This window comes from Carboxylicivirga sp. M1479 (genome assembly GCF_007097485.1).
Classification (GTDB): Bacteria; Bacteroidota; Bacteroidia; order Bacteroidales; family Marinilabiliaceae; genus Carboxylicivirga.
Map to the genome: position 1 here is coordinate 82,650 of NZ_VKDE01000031.1, position 21,700 is coordinate 104,349.

20 protein-coding genes are annotated in these 21,700 nt (G+C 38.3%); 17 read left to right on the plus strand and 3 right to left on the minus strand.

What is annotated here, in order from left to right; all coding sequences use genetic code 11:
• The first annotated feature begins 25 nt into the window (after window positions 1–25).
• The 7 genes from FNN09_RS16955 to FNN09_RS16985 all read left to right on the plus strand — a co-directional run bounded on the left by FNN09_RS16955 (window position 26) and on the right by FNN09_RS16985 (window position 5,172).
• Window positions 26–415: a twin-arginine translocase TatA/TatE family subunit gene (locus FNN09_RS16955; RefSeq protein WP_143303669.1), complete on the plus strand. Its 390-nt coding sequence runs from the start codon at window positions 26–28 to the stop codon at window positions 413–415.
• Between the two features lie 10 nt (window positions 416–425).
• On the plus strand, window positions 426–1,358 hold the full coding sequence (locus FNN09_RS16960; RefSeq protein ID WP_143303670.1) for a calcium/sodium antiporter: 933 nt from the start codon (window positions 426–428) through the stop codon (window positions 1,356–1,358).
• 2 nt (window positions 1,359–1,360) lie between these two features.
• A complete protein-coding gene (locus tag FNN09_RS16965; protein ID WP_143303671.1) occupies window positions 1,361–2,011 on the plus strand; it encodes an ABC transporter ATP-binding protein in 651 nt (216 codons plus the stop codon).
• 8 nt (window positions 2,012–2,019) lie between these two features.
• The gene (locus FNN09_RS16970) at window positions 2,020–2,784 is read left to right on the plus strand and encodes a TIGR02757 family protein (RefSeq protein ID WP_143303672.1); all 765 of its coding nucleotides are present in this window, start codon (window positions 2,020–2,022) and stop codon (window positions 2,782–2,784) included.
• On the plus strand, window positions 2,785–3,504 hold the full coding sequence (locus FNN09_RS16975; RefSeq protein WP_143303673.1) for a tRNA1(Val) (adenine(37)-N6)-methyltransferase: 720 nt from the start codon (window positions 2,785–2,787) through the stop codon (window positions 3,502–3,504). It begins immediately after the preceding gene.
• A gap of 365 nt (window positions 3,505–3,869) precedes the next feature.
• The gene (locus FNN09_RS16980) at window positions 3,870–4,445 is read left to right on the plus strand and encodes an RNA polymerase sigma factor (RefSeq protein WP_143303674.1); all 576 of its coding nucleotides are present in this window, start codon (window positions 3,870–3,872) and stop codon (window positions 4,443–4,445) included.
• Entirely contained in the window at window positions 4,435–5,172 is a 738-nt protein-coding gene (locus FNN09_RS16985; RefSeq protein WP_143303675.1) for a tol-pal system YbgF family protein, read from the plus strand. Before FNN09_RS16980 ends, FNN09_RS16985 begins: the two co-directional genes overlap by 11 nt.
• On the opposite strand, the gene FNN09_RS16990 is transcribed toward FNN09_RS16985, so the two are convergent.
• Entirely contained in the window at window positions 5,169–8,402 is a 3,234-nt protein-coding gene (locus FNN09_RS16990; protein WP_143303676.1) for a CHAT domain-containing protein, read from the minus strand. The genes FNN09_RS16985 and FNN09_RS16990 overlap by 4 nt on opposite strands.
• Before the next feature lie 83 nt (window positions 8,403–8,485).
• Between FNN09_RS16990 and FNN09_RS21195 the strand changes: the two genes are divergently transcribed.
• From FNN09_RS21195 to FNN09_RS17015, 6 genes are all read left to right on the plus strand, one after another.
• On the plus strand, window positions 8,486–8,629 hold the full coding sequence (locus FNN09_RS21195) for a hypothetical protein (protein ID WP_185969046.1): 144 nt from the start codon (window positions 8,486–8,488) through the stop codon (window positions 8,627–8,629).
• 689 nt (window positions 8,630–9,318) lie between these two features.
• Entirely contained in the window at window positions 9,319–9,567 is a 249-nt protein-coding gene (locus FNN09_RS16995; protein WP_143303677.1) for a hypothetical protein, read from the plus strand.
• 92 nt (window positions 9,568–9,659) lie between these two features.
• Complete coding sequence (locus tag FNN09_RS17000) at window positions 9,660–10,832, plus strand: HlyD family secretion protein (RefSeq protein WP_143303678.1); 1,173 nt, start codon at window positions 9,660–9,662, stop codon at window positions 10,830–10,832.
• On the plus strand, window positions 10,829–12,979 hold the full coding sequence (locus tag FNN09_RS17005) for a peptidase domain-containing ABC transporter (RefSeq protein ID WP_143303679.1): 2,151 nt from the start codon (window positions 10,829–10,831) through the stop codon (window positions 12,977–12,979). Before FNN09_RS17000 ends, FNN09_RS17005 begins: the two co-directional genes overlap by 4 nt.
• 66 nt (window positions 12,980–13,045) lie before the next feature.
• Entirely contained in the window at window positions 13,046–14,383 is a 1,338-nt protein-coding gene (locus tag FNN09_RS17010) for an MATE family efflux transporter (protein WP_143303680.1), read from the plus strand.
• 310 nt (window positions 14,384–14,693) lie between these two features.
• Entirely contained in the window at window positions 14,694–15,407 is a 714-nt protein-coding gene (locus FNN09_RS17015) for a 2-phosphosulfolactate phosphatase (RefSeq protein WP_143303681.1), read from the plus strand.
• 57 nt (window positions 15,408–15,464) lie between these two features.
• Here the strand turns inward: FNN09_RS17015 and FNN09_RS21200 are convergent, their stop codons facing one another.
• Complete coding sequence (locus FNN09_RS21200; RefSeq protein ID WP_185969047.1) at window positions 15,465–15,635, minus strand: hypothetical protein; 171 nt, start codon at window positions 15,633–15,635, stop codon at window positions 15,465–15,467.
• Window positions 15,636–16,835: 1,200 nt separating this feature from the next.
• Complete coding sequence (locus FNN09_RS17020; protein WP_143303682.1) at window positions 16,836–17,876, minus strand: hypothetical protein; 1,041 nt, start codon at window positions 17,874–17,876, stop codon at window positions 16,836–16,838.
• A gap of 501 nt (window positions 17,877–18,377) precedes the next feature.
• On the opposite strand from FNN09_RS17020, the gene FNN09_RS21205 reads away from it, so the two are divergent.
• The 4 genes from FNN09_RS21205 to FNN09_RS17035 all read left to right on the plus strand — a co-directional run bounded on the left by FNN09_RS21205 (window position 18,378) and on the right by FNN09_RS17035 (window position 21,698).
• A complete protein-coding gene (locus FNN09_RS21205) occupies window positions 18,378–18,551 on the plus strand; it encodes a hypothetical protein (protein ID WP_185969048.1) in 174 nt (57 codons plus the stop codon).
• A 97-nt stretch (window positions 18,552–18,648) separates the two neighbouring features.
• Entirely contained in the window at window positions 18,649–19,026 is a 378-nt protein-coding gene (locus FNN09_RS17025; protein WP_143303683.1) for an HU family DNA-binding protein, read from the plus strand.
• 684 nt (window positions 19,027–19,710) lie between these two features.
• Window positions 19,711–20,418 carry a hypothetical protein gene (locus FNN09_RS17030; protein ID WP_143303684.1) on the plus strand — a complete coding sequence of 236 codons (708 nt, stop codon included), beginning with the start codon at window positions 19,711–19,713 and terminating at the stop codon, window positions 20,416–20,418.
• Window positions 20,419–20,684: 266 nt separating this feature from the next.
• The gene (locus FNN09_RS17035; RefSeq protein WP_143303685.1) at window positions 20,685–21,698 is read left to right on the plus strand and encodes a CBASS cGAMP-activated phospholipase; all 1,014 of its coding nucleotides are present in this window, start codon (window positions 20,685–20,687) and stop codon (window positions 21,696–21,698) included.
• The last annotated feature ends 2 nt before the right edge of the window (window positions 21,699–21,700 follow it).

Consider the following 21,700-nt stretch of genomic DNA (forward strand, 5'->3'; position numbering starts at 1 on the left):
ATCTTTGAACTTGAAAATATTGATTATGGATACGATTCTTTTTATTTCTGGTGGTGAGGTTATTATTGTCGTACTTGTTGTCTTATTATTATTTGGAGCAAAGAGTATTCCTGATGTCGCACGTATGTTAGGTAAAGGAATGAATGAATTTAGGCGTGCTTCAGACGAGATTAAGCAAGAGTTTCGTAATAATACCAGTGACATTACAGATGTGGTTAAGGAGACAAGAGCTGAATTAAACAGTGAAATTGAAGCTGTAAGTGATGCGGTTAATGAGGATGTTGATGTCAATGATCCGTATGGCTTATCTGAAGAGGAAAATAAAGACCAAGAAAAGTCTCCTGAGAAAGATGGTGAAGTGCCTCCGATTAAAAAAGACGGACCCATTTCACGCGAAGACATAATCGATTCATAAAACATATTTTATGCCCCCAATTTTATATTTATTAGCCGGATTCGTTCTTTTATTTTTTAGTGGAGACTGGCTGGTAAAGTCGAGCGTTCAATTAGCCAGACACTTTAAGGTATCTACTTTGGTAATTGGAATTACTGTTGTTGCTTTTGGAACATCGGCACCAGAGCTCTTAGTTAGTTTAAGAGCTGTTTTTGATGGTGCAGCCGATATTTCAGTGGGAAATGTAGTGGGCTCTAATATTGCCAACATTGCCTTGGTTTTAGGGCTTGTATCAATTGTTTATCCTGTAAAGGTTAAAAAGAAAGCGATTTGGTTTGATTGGATGGTTATGATGCTGGCAACTATTGGTTTGATGCTAGCGAGTCGTAACAATCAATTAAGTACCCTTGAGGGTATTGTCTTTCTCGTTATGCTTGCTATTTATATTCTGTGGGCTGTTTATAGTAGTCGTAAGAATAACAAAGCTCAGGAGACAATAGTATTACCAAGTATGTCTTTACTTAAAACAATTGGCTTATTTGTGTTAGCGGCTGCAGGTCTTTATTTTGGAGCCGATTGGTTAGTTGTTGGCGCTAAGGATGTAGCCTCTAAGTTAGGTGTTAGTGAAAGAGTAATTGGTATATCAGTTGTGGCCATTGGAACCAGTGTGCCAGAGTTAGCAACGTCGTTAATGGCGGCTATTAAAAAAGAAAGTGATATTTCAATTGGTAATATTATAGGATCAAATATTTTTAATGTTTGGGCTGTGCTGGGTATTACTTCTTCAATTAAACCCATAAGCGTTAATGCCTCTATGGTTAATGTTGACTATTGGTGGATGTTCGCTATCGCAGTCTTGTTATTGATAGTTATTTTGCCTTTATCAAGAGGTGTTGTAACACGTTGGAAAGGAATGATTCTTCTATCAATATATATCTTTTACATTTATTTATTATTTGTGTAGATATGATTAGGTGTAAGCAAATAAGAAAAAGCTACGGAAATTTAGAAGTTCTAAAAGGCATTGATTTACATGTAGAGGCCGGTGAAGTGGTTTCTATTGTGGGAGCTAGTGGTGCCGGAAAAACCACACTGCTACAAATTCTGGGGACTTTAGATAAGCCATCGGCAGGTGAGGTTTTTATCGATGGGATTAATTTAAGTTCGCTGCAAGGGAAAGACTTGGCTCATTTTAGAAATACTAAAATTGGATTTGTATTTCAATTTCATCAGCTACTACCTGAGTTTACAGCACTTGAAAATGCGATGATGCCTGCGTTAATTAATGGCATGTCAAAAGCTGAATCTGAAAAGCGAGCTAAAGAATTGTTGACTTTCTTGAGTTTAGAAGAGCGCTATGATCATAAACCTGCGGAATTGAGCGGAGGCGAAAAACAAAGAGTGGCCGTTGCCAGAGCTTTGATAAATAAACCAGCAGTAATTTTTGCCGACGAACCTTCTGGAAATTTGGATTCGCATAGTCAGGAGGAACTGCAAAAGTTATTTTTTGATTTGCGTAAGGCCTTTAATCAGACCTTTGTAATTGTTACGCACGATTACCATTTAGCAAAAATGTGCGACCGCATGATAGAGATGAAAGATGGCTTAATTAACTAAGCGTAGCTATGCAAATAGAGGAAATTAAGATCTTTCTTGATGAGAAGGTAAAAAAATATAATCAACCGGCATTTATCGCTGATGATCCAATTTCTATTCCGCACTTATTTTCTAAAAAAGAAGATATTGAAATTGCTGCTTTTATGGTTGCAACCATAGCTTGGGGGCGGCGAGATTTAATATTGAAGAGTGCTTCCAATCTAATGCGTATCCTAAAGCATCAGCCATATGATTTTTTGATAAATGCTGATGAGCATGATTGGATGGAACTTGAAAACTTCTACTATCGTACCTTTTCAGCTGTTGATGGCACCTACTTTCTGAAAGCCTTACGTCGTATTTATTTGGAACATGGCGGCCTTGAATCTTTATTCATGGATGGCTACCAAAATGGCGGTTTGAAGTATGCTATAAGTCATTTTCGCGATGTGTTTTTAAGCTTTGATGCTCCTCAGCGTACACATAAACATGTGGCCAATGTAAAAAAGGGATCTTCTGCAAAACGCATAAACATGTTTCTTAGGTGGATGGTTCGTAACGATAATAAAGGCGTTGATTTTGGTCTTTGGAAAGGGATTTCAGCAGCTGATTTGTTGTTGCCACTCGATCTTCATACCGGAAATGTATCTCGTCACTTAGGGATTCTTACTAGAAAGCAGAACGATATGAAAGCTGTGGAGGAGGTGATGGAAACCTTAAGAATTTTTGATCCCCTTGATCCTGTAAAATACGATTTTGCATTATTTAGTCTGGGTGTAAACGAACAGTTTTAAATGTCTAATACGTTTTTTCAATTCAAGAAGTTTATCGTGCACCAGGATAAAACCGCTATGAAAGTAGGTACTGACGGTGTGTTATTGGGGGCCTGGGCAGATGTAGCCAATAGTCAAACGATTTTAGATATTGGTACAGGAACTGGGCTTATTGCTTTAATGCTTGCTCAACGTAATATAGGTGCAAAAATAAAATCCATTGATATCGAAGACGCTGCCGTTGATCAGGCTAAACAAAATTTTTTGGAGTCTGAATGGAGTCAACGATTATCCGTTTCTCATTCCTCGCTCCAGGACTTTGTACTTCATGAAGAATCAAAGTTTGACCATATAGTTTGTAACCCTCCTTACTTTAATAATTCATTAAAAAGTACGAATGATGCACGCTCTATGGCGCGACATACCGATAGTCTTTCCTACAGAGAATTACTTCAAAATAGCTTTAATCTTCTTAATGGAAGTGGACGGTTTTCACTAGTTTTACCGTTCTCATCTGAAAAAGAGTTTACCGCACTAGCAATTGAGATAGGTTTTCATGTAAGTCGAATCAATCGCATTAAACCAACACCAACAAAAGGTTTTGTAAGGTGCCTGATTGAGCTCTCGAAGCAAGCTACAGATACTGTGTTAATTGAAGAAATGATTATTGAAGATAAAGGCCGTCATTGTTATTCTGATCGTTACATTGAATTAACTAAAGATTTCTATCTGAAAATGTAGTGGTTCACTAACTCCGCGTAGTTTTAATAATCTATCAGTGCAATATCTGGTTTTAAATTGATTGGCCTTTGGTATAATTAATAGTACTGTGCCTATCACTATTCTTAAAAACTTGGTTTTTATTTGTTGGAATTTACTAATTCCCGAATTATGTCTTTGATGCCTCAGTGAGCTAATCGACAGAAAATGAATATTGTTCAAATTATCGATTGTATTTGAAACAAATTAAGGTAGAAACAGTAGAAAAACATATGATGATATGGGCTATTGTTTAACAAGAGCTTAATATGGACAATGGCTTGGTGATGTGCCTATGTGAGGTAATTAAATTAAAATCACTATTTTAGCCATGGAAAGGATAAAGAATGTTAGGAAAGAAGTATACAGATAATGAGTTGTTGGATGCAGTGTATGCCAGAGATAGCAAGCTAATTAAGTATGTTATGAAATTAGTCTGGAATCAAGTATGCTCAACTGTTGTTAATAATAGTGGTAATAAAGAAGATGCCATGCAAATTATGCAGGACGCCTTTATTGCTATATACTCAAAAAAAGAAAAGCCAATTTTAACGAGTAAATTCTCAACATATTTCTTGTCGGTTTGTACTAATTTATGGAATTATGAATTACGTAAGCGACAGGTTACACCTGCTTATCAAACACTGAATGATGAGATACCTGAATTAGAAAGTGAAATTCACGAGAAGGAGCTTTTTGAAAAGAGAAGACAATTGTACTTAAAGTATTACCACAAAATTCAGAAGGTTTGCCAAGATGTGTTACGTTTGGTATCTATTGGTTTTACAAATGAGCACATTGCTACTGAATTGGCATTTAGTTCCGTTGCATATACCAAGAATAGAAAGTCGATGTGTAACAAGAAATTATTGGAAATGATTAAATCTGACCCGGAATATAAAAAGTTGAAGTATGGATTATAACAAAAAAATATTGCAATTTTTTACGAATGAACTTGACCCTCTTCAAAGTCAAGAATTAAAGGTGGAGATGGCCAACGATGCCAACGTGGAGGAGGATATGAAGTTGCAGCAAGAGGTTTTATTTGCCATAGCTAATCAGCAAGATGATAATAGTGATTTTAGACAACAGCTTGAGGAAATAGGGAATGAGTTTTTAGAAGAGGAAGAAAAACCCAAGCATTCGTTTACAATTAACTATTGGCTTGCAGCAGCATCAGTTGTGGTGGTAATGGGCCTTGGTAGTTATTTAGGATTACTAAAGAATGATAATTACTCAGGTAACCAGGCTTTTGTTGAGTATTATGCGCCCTATGGAACTGATATGACCGTGAGGGGAACTGAGCAAGTAAGTAATTTCGACAAGGCTTTTGAGTTATATCAATCTGGTGATATGAGCAGAGCTATTGAATCGTTTAATGATTTAGCCGATGAAAATGAGGAGTTGGTAGGCTATTTCAAAGGCTTGTGCTATATTGAGTTAGGTGAAATTGAAAAGGCCAAGACTCAGTTGGCTGCAGCACAAAAAATAGCAATCTTCTACGAAGATCAGATTAATTGGTACCTGGCGCTTTGTCATGTTAAACAAGAAGAGCAGCAAGCTGCTGAACTTCTATTGACTCAAATACTAACATCAGGTAATCAATATTCAAGCAAAGCTAAAGAATTACTAGAAAAGCTGGATCTTTAATGCTTTCGCTTTCGATCGTATAAGAATAATAGTATAACCGATAACATAGCAAATGCCAAGAGGTAAACAAAAATACCTTTTGGCATTTTTTGTTGAATAGGGCTTGTGTTTCCTGCTAAAATATAATTGGCCCAGTAGTATGGATGCGATTTAATGCCATCAGCTTGGGATATGTAGGCAAGTTTGCTGGCTTGAAGTGCCTTGTTCTTAGTTAAGCCTGTTTCTAGTTGTGCATAAAGTCGTTCTGTAATATCCGCTCCGCTTTGATCATTAACTGGCCATAAGGTCATTATTTGCGACTCAACACCCGCGTATGTAAAAGCCCGGGCAATACTTAATAAACCTTCACCTTTTCGTTGGTTACCATAACCGGTACTACAGGCACTAAGTATGGCTAATGGTGATTTAATACTGTAATTGTATAATTCTCTTGCTTTAAAACTACCTGAAATACTATCTTCACTTGCAAAAACCAGTTGAGAGTTAAAGGGTTGAATTTCGTTGTTTAGGGTATGCATAGCAAGGTGTAGAATTGCATTTTTCTGCATGTTATCTATAAAGTTGCGCTTATTGGCTGTTGGGCCAATAAAAGCCTTGGTAGTGAATGATTTCTTTATCGACTTAATTTCTTTTTTAGCTCCAGATAATGGCATTAACAAAGAATCTAAGTGAAGAGATGTGCTTGTTTGGATGGAGTCGCTTGATAGCTTACCGTAATATTGAGGGGCGAATGCAATTACCTTTGAAAAGGTGGCAGGCTCTGATGCTTCATCATTAAAAAGCGCAGTGTTGTACAAATAGCTAATAGCTTGCTTTTTTATTAGCCAGGGATAATTTTTAAAGCGTGGTTTCTGTTTTGAGCAATCTTTGGTTAAAAGAACTTCAAAAGGTAAATAAGAAAGAACGCCATGTGGCACAATTATAAGTTCTTTATCGTCAGTCAAAGGTTCAGTCTTATCAAAAAGAAGTGTGTATAGTTTGTAAGATGCATTTGCAAATGCTTGCATGTGCTCCAAACCATGTTGACCAATAAAAGGTGTTGATATTTCTTCTGTAACAAGCTCCATCGCCTTGTTAAATTCATCACCGATTGGGATGATGTCAAATTGATAGTCAAACTTATTGATCGTACATCTGAACAACTCTTCCTCAGTTTGGTAGTAGTCAATCACAACCTGGTTCTCTTTTAGGCGTTGCTGAATTTTCTCAATAGTTGGAAATGGATTAATTGAATTGTCGTATTTCGAACTCGGGTACTGGCCCTCAATTAGCTTATTCAAACTATCTATTTTAGCCATATTTTCATTCATCTGTGAACTGAAATAGCTAACGGTACTACTATCTGCGTTATTTGAAAATACGGCTTCATTGTACCTAATTTCGTATCTGTCGTACTGCTCTTTAAATTGATTGATTGCATTAATGAGTTCGATGGGAACCCCGGAATTAAGTTTGTATTGTTTCTCTGCTACGCCTTGTGTAAGGGCATGTGCTTTGCTCGATTGAATGTTTTCATAAATTTTATGGATGTACTTATCGCCTCCCAGCTTATTATATAGCGCCATATTTATTCTGGTGCTTAGGAGTGTAAAATCGTAGAATTGCTCACCACTTACTAGGCGGTCACGATCATAAGTTTGTTTGTTTCTAAATCTTTGAAGGCTCGCATTTGCAATATCTAAAATCTTTTCAGATTCTTGAAGTAGCTCTAAGTCGCCATTTTGTTTGTACCAGCGATATTGGTTTTGGGCCAGCTTCATATTAATGTTCCGATACAAGATGCCAGTTTTGGTATCGTGGATATTGGAGTTTTTATCGTACAAGTATGGGTATAGGTTTCTCAAATTGGAATTGGCCTCAGTAAGTAAACGATAGGCTTTGTTATATTTCTTGGTTTGGCTATAGCAAATAGCTTGTTCGTATTGATTGTCAATTTTTAGGTATGGAGTGTAATTCTTGTCCTTATTTAAAATATCTGCAATGTTTTCGAGGTGGTAAAGTGCTTGAGTATACTGCTCTAACTCCAGGTAGGAGAGAGCTATTGTATTTTCAAAAACGCGTTTGCTTTCTTTGGTGCTTGAATATTTGTCGAAGGTGTATTTGGCTGAATCAATGTACAGGTATGCCATTTCATCGAGCTGTAATTTAGCTGACATTTTTGCCATAAAAGTATAGGCGGTTAAAAGTGATCTTTTGTTATTATTTTTACTTTCTTCTATATCTCGCTTGGCATAGTACCACATTTTATCGTATTGCTGCAGGTCGTAATAGCAATTGGCCAAAGTGTTGATAGCATAGCTTCGGACAGATGTGGAGCTCTGATTCAGTTTTGTTATGGATAGAACTCTGGTCGACAGGTGAATGGCTTTGGTGTAGTTTTTCTGATTTCTCGCATGTTTTGCAAGACCATTGAGTAGACTTACGTATTCATTGATGAAGTGTTGGCTCTTAATGAGGTAAAAATGTTCCAGATCATCAATGTATTTTTCTGCCTTGTTATTCATGCCCATGTGGTAAAGTAAATCGACGTAATTACCTATTAGGCCATGGTTGTTGATGTTAACGCTTTGGTTAAAAGGTTGTGAAAGTGCTTCCTGAAATAGGTGGTAAGCTTTTTCATTTTGTTTAAACTTGTTATAAAGTTGTGTGGCGTAGACGTTAACAGAGATGTTGTAGTTTGCGTAATTGTGATTTGTTGACAGGTTATTCTTTTCTAATTCATAGGATTTAATCACGTATATTAAACGTTTTTGCTGATTGCCTTCATTTCCATATACAACACTTAGGTTGTGGTAGATTTTTGACCTGACCGAATCGTGTAGAAACTCTGAATTATTTTCTTCTAGCAAAGAGGTGAGAATAACTTTTGCTTCATTGTGTTTTTTGATGGGTATGGATAAACTGCCTATGTATAACGAGATGTATTGACGGAATAGTGGTGAGTACATTTCAGCGTCAAATTCATTTATAAATTGGTAAGTTTTATGCATCCCACCAGAGAAAATGGAAGCCCTTATGGTTTTGTATAAAAGACGAAACTCTTCGTTATTATAAAATTTAGTGTTTCCTAATTTTAAAATTTGCTGGCCTAATAGGGTAGCTTCCTCGTATTTACCTTCAGAATACAATGAATTAAAATATATTATGTTAGTGTCCGTTTCTTGCGCGTAGCACTTTTTTTGACTCGCTAAGAGACAGGTAATCAGTGTTATAAAAAAAAGAATTTTCATTTCTTTAAAAAAAGTTCAAAAAAAGGTGTTACGTTTTCTGATTTCTGCAATTAACCTATAGAAACCATTAATACGATAATGATATGATTTTTTTAGGCAAAGCAAAAAAACAGGGGCAATTTAAAAAGTTTAATGCAAAAGATACTGCCTTTCTGAAAAAGATAATTGGGGGTGATGACAGTTCAAAAGACGAAAAAAGTGGTACAGACAACACAATAAAGATTTAAGATTTTCATGTTAATCATCAATGGGTTTTGGACGAGCCAGATGTATAACATTTTAAAAATTTATAACTATCCCAATAGTTAAGGCTTGAACGCAGGCCATTAAAGGACCAAAGAAGATGGAGGTGTTTCCCTTAAGATTCCCGATTCTTATACTATGCAAATGCATACACTCCATTTTCTTAGTCCTTAATAGAACTAAGGTAGTTAAGGAATAAAATACCAGTTAGTAGTTTAACTGGCATCATTGAATTTGAAGATCCCGATTAGTGAAAGCCTAAAAGTAGGCTTGTTAAAGAACCATAGGAGGTGGAGAAGTTTCCCTTAAGATTCCCAATTCTTATTTTCACCCCACCTTACTCTTTCCACCTCCTGTCTTTAACTACTAAGGATTAAAGTATAGTAATTAGCCTGAAAGCAGGTGGAAAACATAGATAGTGAGAACGAGTTGCTTGAAATAGATTTGCATTTTAAGCAGTTCTCTAAAAAAAACGAATTTGTGCGAGAGCTTTTACGATTGTAAAAGTGTAGATTAATGTATAACTAACCCGATTTGAGTGCCTGAAAGCAGGCTTTTTGAAGGAAAAGAAGGTGAGCTGGTTTTCTATATGAATTATCCCTTTTCTCACCCCGTTTCATATCGTATGACTCACCTTCTTCACCCTCAAATTGTGTATTAAACAAGGAGAGATTTGGCGCAGCAAGAAGTGCACAAAACAATATCACTGATTGATAACGAAATCAGACAGAAAGAAACCGGTTCACCAATAGAGTTAGCCGGGCGCCTGCATATGTCTGTACGTATGCTTTATTTCTATTTAGATATGATGGATTGTTTGGGAGCAAGAATTATTTTTTCCAAGCAATTGAATAGTTTCGTATATCAACAGGGAGGTTTTTTTAAAGATGGTATACGTTGGATTGAATATCAGAGGGTATAATTTTTTATAAAACGCAAATTACTATCATACAACTTGTGTTTAGGGCTGGTCTTCAATAAAAAATGCTATTTTCGAAATGTAGCTTTTAAAATATGCCAGTTATAAACCCCAAGCAAACGCCGTTTAAGAGTAAGTATCAGCATTATACTAAGGTTAACTACCGTGGATATTTGCTATATACCGTGGTGCTTGTATTTGTATTCTTAAGTCTTTTGTCACTGCCGTTTATTTCAGTCGATGTTTCGGTGCAGAGTAGTGGCGTTATCCGATCCTTCAACAAAAAGATGGCTATTTCAGCTCCGCTAAGCGAACGAGTGAAACAGATTTTTATTAGCGAGAATTCCAAAGTACAAGCGGGCGATACCTTGCTTGTTCTTCAGCAACAGGCACTTGATAAGAGAATTGATAATAACCTGCAGCAAAGGAAAATACAAAGCAATTATGTGGGTGATTTAAACGCCTTGTTAAGCGGTAAACACAACACGCATCAACTTACACCCTTATATCAAAAGCAGTTAGACGAATACGACGGATCATTGGTTAAGTTGGATAGGAAAATTCAAAAATTAAGGGTAGACTTTCAGCGGACATCTGATTTGTATAAGGATGGTGTATTGCCCTTAAGTACATTTCAAGAGGATTCTTTTTTGCTTAATGAAGCACAAGATGAATTATTGTCGTATCAGACCCTTACAAAAGCCCGTTGGGAAGAAGAGCGTAAAGAGTATGTGCTATCGATTAATGAATTGGAGAACCGTGTTGAGAACCTAAAGCACGAAAAGAACAAGTATTTAATTGTCGCACCTTTAAGTGGCAGTATTATTAATTTTAATGGTGTTGCTGTCGGAAATTTCGTTAACGAAAATGAACCCATTGCCTATTTATCGCCCGAAGAAGAATTAGTAGTGGATTGCTATGTCTCTCCTTCTGATATTGCTTTTATCAAAGAGGGTATGACGGTGCGATTTCAGGTGCATGCTTATGATTATAACCAGTGGGGTTTGTTGGAATCGCATGTGTTTGATGTGGCCGATGATGTGACTCTCTATAATGGTCAGTATTGTTATCTGGTCAGGTGCCGTTTTAAAAAGGATTATTTAGAGTTGAAAAATGGCGTTAGAGGATCCATGAAAAAAGGAATGAGCCTAACAGGTCGCTTTATAATCACCCAACGCACCTTATTCCAGTTGTTGTTCGATAAGGTAGATGATTGGATGAATCCCAAAATACAAACGGATATTGATCTAAACTTACCATCGGCATGAATGTGAAAGTACAACAATATGATGCAACAGACTGTGGTGCTGCTTGTTTGGTGTCGGTCGCCAGGTACTACAAACTGCGTTTGCCGATTTGGGATATTCGACAACAAGCAGGAACCAACCAGGTTGGAACCAGTGCTTTGGGCTTGGTTAAGGCTGCAGAAAGTATTGGTTTCGATGCCAAAGGTGTTGAGGTGAGTATTGATGACATAAAGGAGATACCATTGCCGGCCATTGCTCATGTTCAGTTACCGTCGGGCAATAAGCACTTTGTGGTTGTTTATAAAGTTGGCAAGAAAAAGGTAAAAGTGATGGATCCGGCTATAGGGCAGATGTACCAACTTAGTCTGGAGGAATTTGAAAAGCGGTGGTCGGGTGTTTTTATATTGCTGATTCCATCTGCTAATTTCCAAACAGGAAATCGTAAAGTTTCTAATTATAAACGCTTTTGGCAGCTTATGCGCCCACATCGAAGTGTTTTTGTACAATCGACTTTTGGTGCTTTGGCTTTTTCAGTTTTAGGTTTATCTACAGCATTTTACATTCAAAAGCTAAGTGATTTTGTATTGGTTGGTCATAACCGAAACCTACTTCATTTGCTTGGCGTCATATTTTTAGTTGTAATAGCCGTTCAGTTTGTCATTGGCTTTTTGCAATCGTGGTTTGTGTTAAGAGTGAGCCAAAATATCGATACAAGCCTCATATCGGGCTATTTCAGGCATTTGATAAAATTACCACAACGGTTTTACGACAGCATGCGCATTGGTGAGCTCATATCACGGGTGAATGATGCTGTTAAAATCCGTAATTTTATTAATCAGGTGGCGGTTGAATCGGTGGTTGATGCTTTAATTATTGTCATTGCCTTTGCAGTAATGATGCTTTTTAATTGGAAAATAGCCTTGCTAACGTATAGTGTAATCCCCATTTACATGCTTCTCTTTGGCCTTGTCAATGCGTTCAATAAAAAGCTGGAGCGCATGAAGATGGAAGAGTCAGCCGGCCTGGAAATTCAGCTGGTAGAATCTTTGCGAGCCGTTAAAACCATTAAGCAGATGGGGGCGGAAGAGCACTTTGCCGAGGCAGTAGACCAAAGCTTAATTAAGGTATTGGATAAAGTTTATCGTTCGGGTAAGCTTGATGTGATATCCTCTTCGATGTTACAGTTGATTAATCGGCTTTTAACACTTGCTATACTTTGGATGGGAGCTTACTTTGTTATGGATACCCAACTGACGGCTGGTGAGTTAATGTCATTCTTCGCCATCTCGGCCTATTTTACAGGGCCAGTATCGCGTTTAGCAGCACTTAATAAAAATGTACACGGCGCACTCATAGCCATGGATCGTTTATTTGAGTTATTAGAACTGAAGCACGAACAAGATGAGCACAGAAGCATTGAGATGCGGGCCGAAGATGTGGGCGACATTGTGTTTAAGGATGTTGACTTTTCCTATACCCTTGAGCAAAGTTTGTTTAACAAGCTTAACATGTTGATGCCGGCCAATAAAATATCTGTTCTATTGGGTGATAGCGGCTCCGGTAAATCAACCATTGGCTCATTAATCCAAGGTTTGTATCCGATTAACAAAGGGCAGTTATGCATTGGACAATACGATGTGAAAAATGTTGTTTTGGGTGACTTACGCCGTGTAGTGGGTATCGTACCGCAAAACATTGAGCTTTTTGCCGGTAATGTTATTGATAACATAGCCATAGGTGACCCTCAGCCAGATACCCGTCGGGTTATTGATATTATTCATCAGTTAAAGCTAGAGGAAACCATCAATAATTTGTCCGATGGCTTGTATACCTGGTTGGGTGAGAATGCCACTCAGTTATCGGGAGGACAACGTCAGAAATTAGCCATTGCCCGGGTATTATACCTTAATCCACAAGTAATAGTTTTTGATGAGGCCACATCTTTTCTCGATGATCGTTCCGAGTCACTTGTGAAGGATCTGATTGTAAGCTTAAAAGATCAGGGCAAAACCATTATTCTGGTGGCGCATCGCCTGAGTGTCATCGATATTGCCGACCAGGTATTTGTCTTTGAGCAAGGGAAAATTATTCAATCGGGCAGTATTGAAGCTCTTAAGCGCGATGTGAATGGGCGTTTCGCCGAAATGATGAAACATCACTATTCTTAATCGCCATAAAGGTGCACAGCACCACTTTCTTTACTTACTTTTGTGGCCACTAAATGGTCATTCATCATGCAAAATAAATACTCGGCCCATTATTGGCCAAATATTAAGTTAGCTACACCGGTTGTTTTGGCACAAGCTGGTCAAATGCTTGTTAATGTGGCCGATACCGTGATGGTTGGACAGGTGGGAACCATACCCCTGGCGGCCGCGTCGCTTGCCAATAGTATTTTTATTAATGTAATGGTGTTGGGCATGGGCATCTCGTTTGCCTTAACGCCCTTGGTAGGTAAAGCCTTTGGTGCTAAAAACAAAGAGGATTGTGCTTACTGGTTTCAGCAAGGCTTGTATGCCAATGCCATAATAGGTGTGTTATTGTCCTTACTGGCGGGTGCTATTGTGCTGATTATGCCGTACATGGGGCAGGAAACGGCAGTTGTTGAAGAAGCCATTCCCTATTATATTCTCCTGGTATTATCGATTTTACCTTTGCAGCTGTTTAATAATTACAAGCAGTTTGCCGAGGGGCTAAGTAATACTAAGGTGGCCATGATTATTACCATTGGCGGTAATGTGCTAAATATAGCCTTGAACTATGTGTTTATATATGGGCATTTTGGGGCACCGGCCTTGGGCGTTGTAGGTGCCGGAATAGGCACCCTTGTTTCGCGCATTTTAATGGCTGTAACGTTTATGATTGTGTCGCGACAAATTAGTTTGTTTAATAATTACAGAGGTATCCATTTGAGTAAATTTTCCATGTCGGCCTTTAGGCGAATTTGGAAATTGGGTTTGCCCATAGGTCTGCAATCGGTTATTGAAGTGTTTGCCTTTAGCCTGGGTAGTATTATGATGGGATGGATTAATGCTGTTAGTATGGCAGCCCATCAAATTGTGTTGAGCATGGCCAGTTTAACGTATATGATGTCCTCTGGTTTGGGGTCGGCAACCACTATTAAGGTGAGTATTTTCAGGGGTAAAAAAGAGTACCCATCTATTAAAGACAGTGCATTTGCTTCACTTCACCTGGTGGTTTTATTCATGACCATCATGGGCATTCTGTTTGTTTCCTTGCGTTACTTTTTACCATCTTTATTTGTGGATGAATTGGATGTGATAGAAACAGCTGCAGGGCTAATGTTGGTGGCAGGCCTCTTTCAAATTTTTGATGGTATACAGGTGGTGGCCTTGGGTATATTAAGAGGCTTGGAGGATGTGGTAATGCCCGTTATTGGTGCTGGAATAGCATACTGGGTTATATCATTGCCAATAGGATATTTAACAGCATTTACTTTTGATGCCGGGCCTGTGGGTATATGGATCGGTTACCTGGCTGGCTTATCATCGGCAGGTGTCTTCTTATTGTGGCGCTTCAGATCCTTGTATAAAAAGCGCTACGGAAAATAATAGTAGAAAAATAGCGTCTTAAACGGTTTTAATTAATATTCGGAACGACTAGGAGGGAATGGGCCTCAGCCTGTGAGCCAAAAAACAGGATTGATATGACGGTTAAAAATTGGTTTCTGTTTGAATCCTTTTGAGGAACGAGAAAGGGTGAGTTTAAAACAATTTCAGTCATGAAACCTAGTTTTTTGAGGGAGCAGGGTGTAGCCTAGACTTTTTTTGCTTCCGTTTTTTGTGTCATGACAAAAAATGAAGTCCAGTTTGGGCGGATAGCCCAATGGAAAATAGTTAGGATACTAATAATAGTAGAAAAATGAATATAGAGCTTATAGCAACTGCTCAGCAGGTAAGTGAGGAGCAGGTAAAAAATAAAACAGTTGTTGTTATTGATGTTTTGCGAGCTACATCGGTAATGGTGTCGGCGCTTAATAAGGGTGCTAAAGGTATTATTCCGGTTTTAACACCCCAGGAAGCCTTTGCTGTGAAAGAAAAGCTGGGAGACGAAGTGTTATTGGGCGGCGAGCGTCATGCTGAACCAATTGAGGGGTTTGATTATGGTAATTCGCCCCTTTCCTATTCGAATGAGGTGGTGCAGAACAAGGTATTGGTGATGACCACTACTAACGGTACTTTGGCTATCAATAATTCATTATCGGCCCGTGAGCTGTTAGTGGCTTCATTTGCCAACGACCAGGCTGTTGCCGAGCATATTCAATCGCACACCGATGTGGTGTTGGTTTGTTCAGGCAACAATGGCTTATACACCTTGGAAGATGCGTTGTGTGCTGGTCGTATTATTCATTTGTTACAGAAGAAATCCGCAAGTCTTACCTTGTCGGATTTTGCCTTGTCGATACAGTTGTTGTACGAGTCAAGTCAAGCTCAACTAAAAGAGGTGGCAAGCAAAGGGTATCACTACGGGGTATTGCAGGGCAAAGGATACGAGAAAGATTTGGACTACTGCTTTAAAAGTAATACCTGCACGAATATACCGGTATGGACTGGTGAGATGTTGGTTAATAAATAGGCGGATGTATAGAAAAAATTAAGCCACTGATTTTTTAAGTCAGTGGCTTTTGTTTTTTTAGTCAATTATACGGTTGAGAACGATGTGAGCCCCAGTACCGCCGACAAATAAAAGTGCCGCCATTACTAATGGTGTATTGCTAGGTGGTGTATTAGCCATGTAAAAGGCTAGTACAATTACTCCTAAAAGGATGAGTATAATCCCAAAATTCTTTAAAAATGTATTCATAGTGATATTATTTAGGTAGATCTAAATATACGAACAAATCAGTCTTTCGCAAACACGCATTGTTGTAACGATGAATGATTGTTTTACCGCAGAGGACGCGAAGAGCGCAGAGCGCGTAAATAACGCCATAGCAACAAGCTCTTTTTGTTTTTAATCTCGCTGAAGCAATCTTTCCAATGCATTGCGTCTGTGGCCTCTTGAAAAAATACTTTAGTTGCTGTTATGACATTAGGGAGATCGGGAAGTTCCAAACTTGTTTTGGAAATCACCCGACCGAACTTATGTTGTAAGCGCATAAGAAAGTTTTTTGGCAAGCAGCCTTGATTTTCTTTGTATACTTTCTTGTATCAAGACAAGAGAAGTATAAGCCCCGCGGCTATAGCGACGAATGAGAATCGAATGTATTTACCGCAGAGGGCGTAAAGTATTGCCTCCATTGTATAATTCTTTCTCAGCGTACACCTTTAACTCCGCGGTTAAATATTTTCACTCTTTACCGCAGAGGACGCGAAGAGCGCAGAGGATTACCGTTGTGTAGTCTTAACGTTCTTTTTCAATTCACGGTTTATTGTTTTTCCATATAGGAATGAAGATGTCTTCATTGAATAATTCTTTCTCTGCGTACTCCTTTAACTTCGCGGTTAAATATTTTTACTATTTACCGCAGAGCACACGAAGAGCGCAGAGGATTACCGTATCGTAATCTTTATGTTCTTTTTTACATCACGGTTAATTGTTATTTCAAAAAAAAGTGAAGATATTTTTATTGTTTAACACTTTCTTTGCGTACTTCTTTAACTCTGCGGTTAAATATTTTTGCTTTTTACCGCAGAGAACGCAAAGAGCACAGAGGATTACCGTTGTGTAGTCTTAACGTTCTTTTTCAATTCACGGTTTATTGTTTTCCATATAGGAATGAAGATATTTTTATTGTTTAACTCTTTCTCAGCGTACTCCTTTAACTCTGCGGTTAGAGTTTTTGCTTTTTACCGCAGAGAACGCAAAGAGCACAGAGGATTACCGTTGTGTAGTCTTAACGTTCTTTTTCAATTCACGGTTTATTGTTTTCCATATAGGAATGAAGATATTTTTATTGTTTAACTCTTTCTCAGCGTACTCCTTTAACTCTGCGGTTAGTGTTTTTTTACTTTTTTACCGCCGAGGACGCCAAGAGCGCAGAGGATTACCGTTGTGTAGTTTTTACTTCATCAGTATTGAAATACGCGCTACCCTGCCATCGGAGCCAGCAGCATAAGCCATTAGCGTACCATCAATTGATCGAATGGTGTAGTAGCCTTCGTCACCTCCTTTGTGCCAAGTTAGGCCGTTATCCTGCGAGTAGTCAAAACCTGTTTTTCCCATGGCAAGCGACAGGCTGGTGCTTCCGTTGTTAAAATGTTGCACACATGAGCGGAAACCACGTGGCATCTGCTCGGCCAATAACCAGGTTTTACCACCATCCTTGGTGTAGGCAGCAATGCTGTCGTTCAGGTGAGGTTGATCAAAATTACCACCAACAACAATCCCTTGTTGGCTATTTTTAAATTTGATGGAATAAATGCCATCGTAGTCACTGTTAACCTTGATGGGTGTATCTACAATGTGCCAATCATCACCGTCGTTTTTAGTTGTATAAACCCTTGCTTTAGAGCCTCCGGTAGCGAACCAGGCATAACCGTTGCTCAGGTAGTCGATGCAGGTGTTGGAGGCGGCAAAATTCGCTTCGTTCTTGTATTTAACAGGCATGGCTTCACAGCGCTTCCACGATGCCCCGCCATCATTGGTTTTGATTAGTAAAAAACGTTCATCGATGGGATCAGATAAAGCCAGAGCCCGGTTTGCATCTGCAAAAACCAGGGAATTAAAAAAGAGACCTTTGGACGATAATGAATCCATCACTTGCCAGTCGGCACCACCGTTAGTAGTGGCATAAATAAGGGCTGGGTTATTAATGCCCAACACAAATGCCCTCAGCGAGTCAAAGGCGTGGATGCTTCTGAAATCATTTTCCAGTTCCTCTTTAATGGAGCAATCAATCCAGTTTTTACCACCATCGCTTGTTCGCATAACGGTTCCGCCTGAGCCCGATACCCACACCGTATTGGCATCGATAACGCTTAAGCCGCGTATGGATGCCTGGCTTGGCGTATTAATTTCGTCGATGGAGAAAGTAAGCTGAGGTGATTTGTTGCAAGCCATTAGGCTGATGATCATAGCGATAAAGAGGATGTGTCGAAGCATGGTGTTGTTGTGTTTTGTAATTGATGAGGTGTTTTAGTGCTTTAAAAATAAGGAAAAGATTGAATTTGGGAGCTGAGGCACGGTAATCGCATTTAAAAATCTTTTACGCGAAACTCTTCTCTAATAAAGAGAAAAGAACTTGATTTTGCTCTAGCCGCAAGGGCTTTTACTTTCTTCCTTCAGCCGAAGAAAGTAAACAAAGAAGCCCGCCGACTGCACCACTCGCTTACCCACTAGTTTCTTTGTTTTGAGACAGAAAGAACTCCCTACGGTCATACAGCTTTCTGTCTATTCAAAATCAAAGAAAAGTGGGTCCCAAGCTACGTTGCTGATGTCGGATGCGTAACATGGAACCTTGTAAGTTTAAATGCGGATTGCGGTGGGAGCTGAGGTTTTTGATGTTTATGTGATAACAGTGTGCATGAGCTCAAGAAAAAGGGTTTATGCTTTCAATTATGAGAATTGTTTAGTTGTATAACTTCCAATTAAACCACAAGTAGTATGCCCAGACAACTGCCCATTATCAATCACGATGCCTTGCTATGTTCATCAATTAAAATAAATCATTCGTCAAAGAAAATAGCCCCTCAAGCGCATGCAACTGGCGCTGCTGATATATGTCATTTTATTGATGGGGTGATTGCGAGTAGTTTTATGATAAGTATTGCAGGGTAATCCGCCGGCAGGTCTTCAACCGCTCACACTTTGCAGGCAGAGATTGGAAGAAGTGGCCGACGGACCTTTGCAATATAGTACTTTAATCAAGAATCAAATGAGCATTAAATGCAAAGTGGTTGCTAAAACCAATCCTCAAAATCGCGAAGAATCGAAGTTTTATGTGCAACCCATTCGAAAAGGCACTATTAGTAGAGGTAAAATGGAAGAGGCAATAGTAAGGGAAACATCGCTTAGTAAAGGTGATGTACGTTCGGTATTAACCACCTTAAGTGATTTTATCGCCGATTATTTAACCGAAGGCTACAACATCGCTCTTAACGAAATTGGGACTCTATCCATAAGAGTCAGTAGTGAAGGCGTTGTATTGGAAGCAGATGCCACCGTTAATAACATTAAGAATGTTAGCGTGGGCTTTCGTCCGTCTGTTGAGTTACGCGAAAAAGTGCTTAAAACAAAGTTCGAAAAAGAATAGTTTTGGTCGTAAATTATTGGTTAAAGGCATCTTGCCAGTGGTATTTCACTGGTGGGGTGCCTTTTGTTTAACCTACAATTTATAAACCCTTAGGGGAAGTACCTTAAAGCCTAAGGCTTTGCATCAAAAAGGTTAGACCTTTTGCCCCAAAAGGCTTAGGCTTTTTGCTTAAAAGGTTTAAGGAAAGCGATGGAAAGGTTTAACCTTTTAAGAGCTTCAATAGTTGGTGTGGATTTGTCATCCGTACAACTTCAATTCCTCAGCTCAATTACCTATTCTAATCACTTAAGCTCCACCTGCCAAGTCTACGAGTTTTTGCCTTAGCCTATTGAGGTTATTTAAATTATAAAAGCTACTTTAGTACGCACTATCGGGATAAAGCCACTCAACACAGAGGTGTGGGAACTTCATAATTGGAGTGGTATAAATTGAAAATATAAATACGGATGTATCACCTATTAATAGCTGATCATATCTGTTGTATCTACTCATGAGCATGGTTTATGAGAAATGTATCGGCGTATAGGTTGGGGTACAAGAGAGTTAGGGCTAATTACCTCTAATGCCGTAGGAATATTTGCCTATAAGAACGTAACACAAAGACATATAGACTGCTTAAATTTTATAATAATAAATTACCGAAGAACTGACGTTTAAATTTTATGAAAGTTAAAATCGAATAGAATGACAAGAGCTCATAAAAGAATACTAGTACTATATATCTTTACCGTAGCATTGGGAATAGCGCTTCCATTTTTATTATGTTTGGATGATAAATTGAAATGGAGCTTAGATATTTCAAAAACAATTTCAATATTATCGGCATCAATACTTGCGTTATTTTATTTTGATCCTTTTGGAATCAGAAAAAGTAATATAGCAAAGCAACATGAAAATGTAATACAGATATTGGAAAACACATTTTCTCAAAGAATACTGGCGGATACAAAATTTTTAAATCCAGATTCAAAGTATTCTAAGATGTTCTCACAACATTCTATGACAAAAAAACATCTAGAATTTATCTTATCCGATGATTTTGCATCTGAATACCTAGACTATCCAGTGCTAATGAATATTGAAAATTTCATTGAGCAAACGAAAGAACTAGTTAAGTTGAAAAATAGTTTGTTTACTCCTCAAAAGGTATCGAATAAAATAAAGTTTTTAGAATTTAGCAGTGCTTCTCGGACAATTATAGAGTATCAGAGTTTTACAATTGCGACATGGGGTAGTGGACAAAATAACGATCTAGATAAATTATATGATGAAATGAACAATGAAAAACTGACTCTTAAAAGACTGTTTGAAAATTATTTTGACCTAATTAATGAATGTGTTATATGGCTTGAAGCAAATTCTTTCTCGACAAAACACTTAAATATAAACTAGCCCCAACACACTAGTATAAAGCATTTAGCGTATGTGAGAAATTGTAAGAAAGGTTGGGTAATCGTACACCGCCAAATCTTTGATTTGGCTTTAGAAGTGAAAAGATAAAAACAAATAAAAGATTTGGCTCAGAGCATTTTTGGAAGGTATAGTAGGTTAAATTCTTTTACACTCCATGCGGCAGGCCGTTGGCGGGAAGCTAAAAAACAGTGGCAGAGCATTACTTAAACATGAAGACTTATGAAACTCAAGATATAATTATTAAGATGAAAGAATCTAAACCATTTAAAATACTATCTATTGATGGTGGAGGCATTAAAGGCTTATATAGTGCTTCAATCCTCAAACGATTAGAAGAAAAATCAGGACGCAAGTCGGGGGACTGTTTCGATATGATATGCGGCACTTCAACTGGTGGACTCATTGCTTTGGGATTAGCATCAGGGAAAGGCGCAAGCGAATTGGTCGATTTATACAACAATAAGGGTAATGAGATATTTCCTACAGCCAATAATCGCTTCTGTCGTTTCTTTCAGAATATATGGAATGGAGCTAAGCAAGTACTATTCTTTGGAAAGTTCTCTGCTAAACCGCTCACACGCATTCTAAAAGATACTTTTGGTAGTACCACTTTGGGAGAACTTAGTAATTTGGTGTGCATTCCTAGCTTTAATCTTATTTCAGGCATGCCACGTATGTTCAAATATCCTCACAAAGAGGGCGATTTTTATATGGATAAAGATATACCATTGGTCGATGCAGCTTTAGCCACATCCGCTGCACCTACTTATCTACCTATACATAGTTACAAAAATATCCTTTATATTGACGGTGGAGTGTGGGCTAATAACCCCACACAATGTGGATTACTAGAAGCTATCAACTATTTTGTGGGCGAAGGCAAAGCTTATACTCACGTCGAAATCCTATCTGTAGCAAGTATTTCACAGGCTAGTGGTTGGGCTTCCGGTATTCGTAAACGCCGTTCTTTTATGGGGTGGAAATCTAAGCTAATACAGACCTCAATGGATGGTCAAGCTTATTTTACCCATTTCTTCCTCACAAAAGCATTACCACAGATAGATGTTCGTTCAAAATACACCAGGCTCGAATCCCCCAAACTATCATGCGAGCAAATGGCTGTACTCGAAATGGACAGGACAGATAAAAAGGCACTTAAAACTCTTAAAGCTTTGGGCGATCAAGATGGCTACACTTATACCAACAATGCCAAGGTGATGAAATTTTATGAAACAACTAAAACTTATAAAACCAATTAACA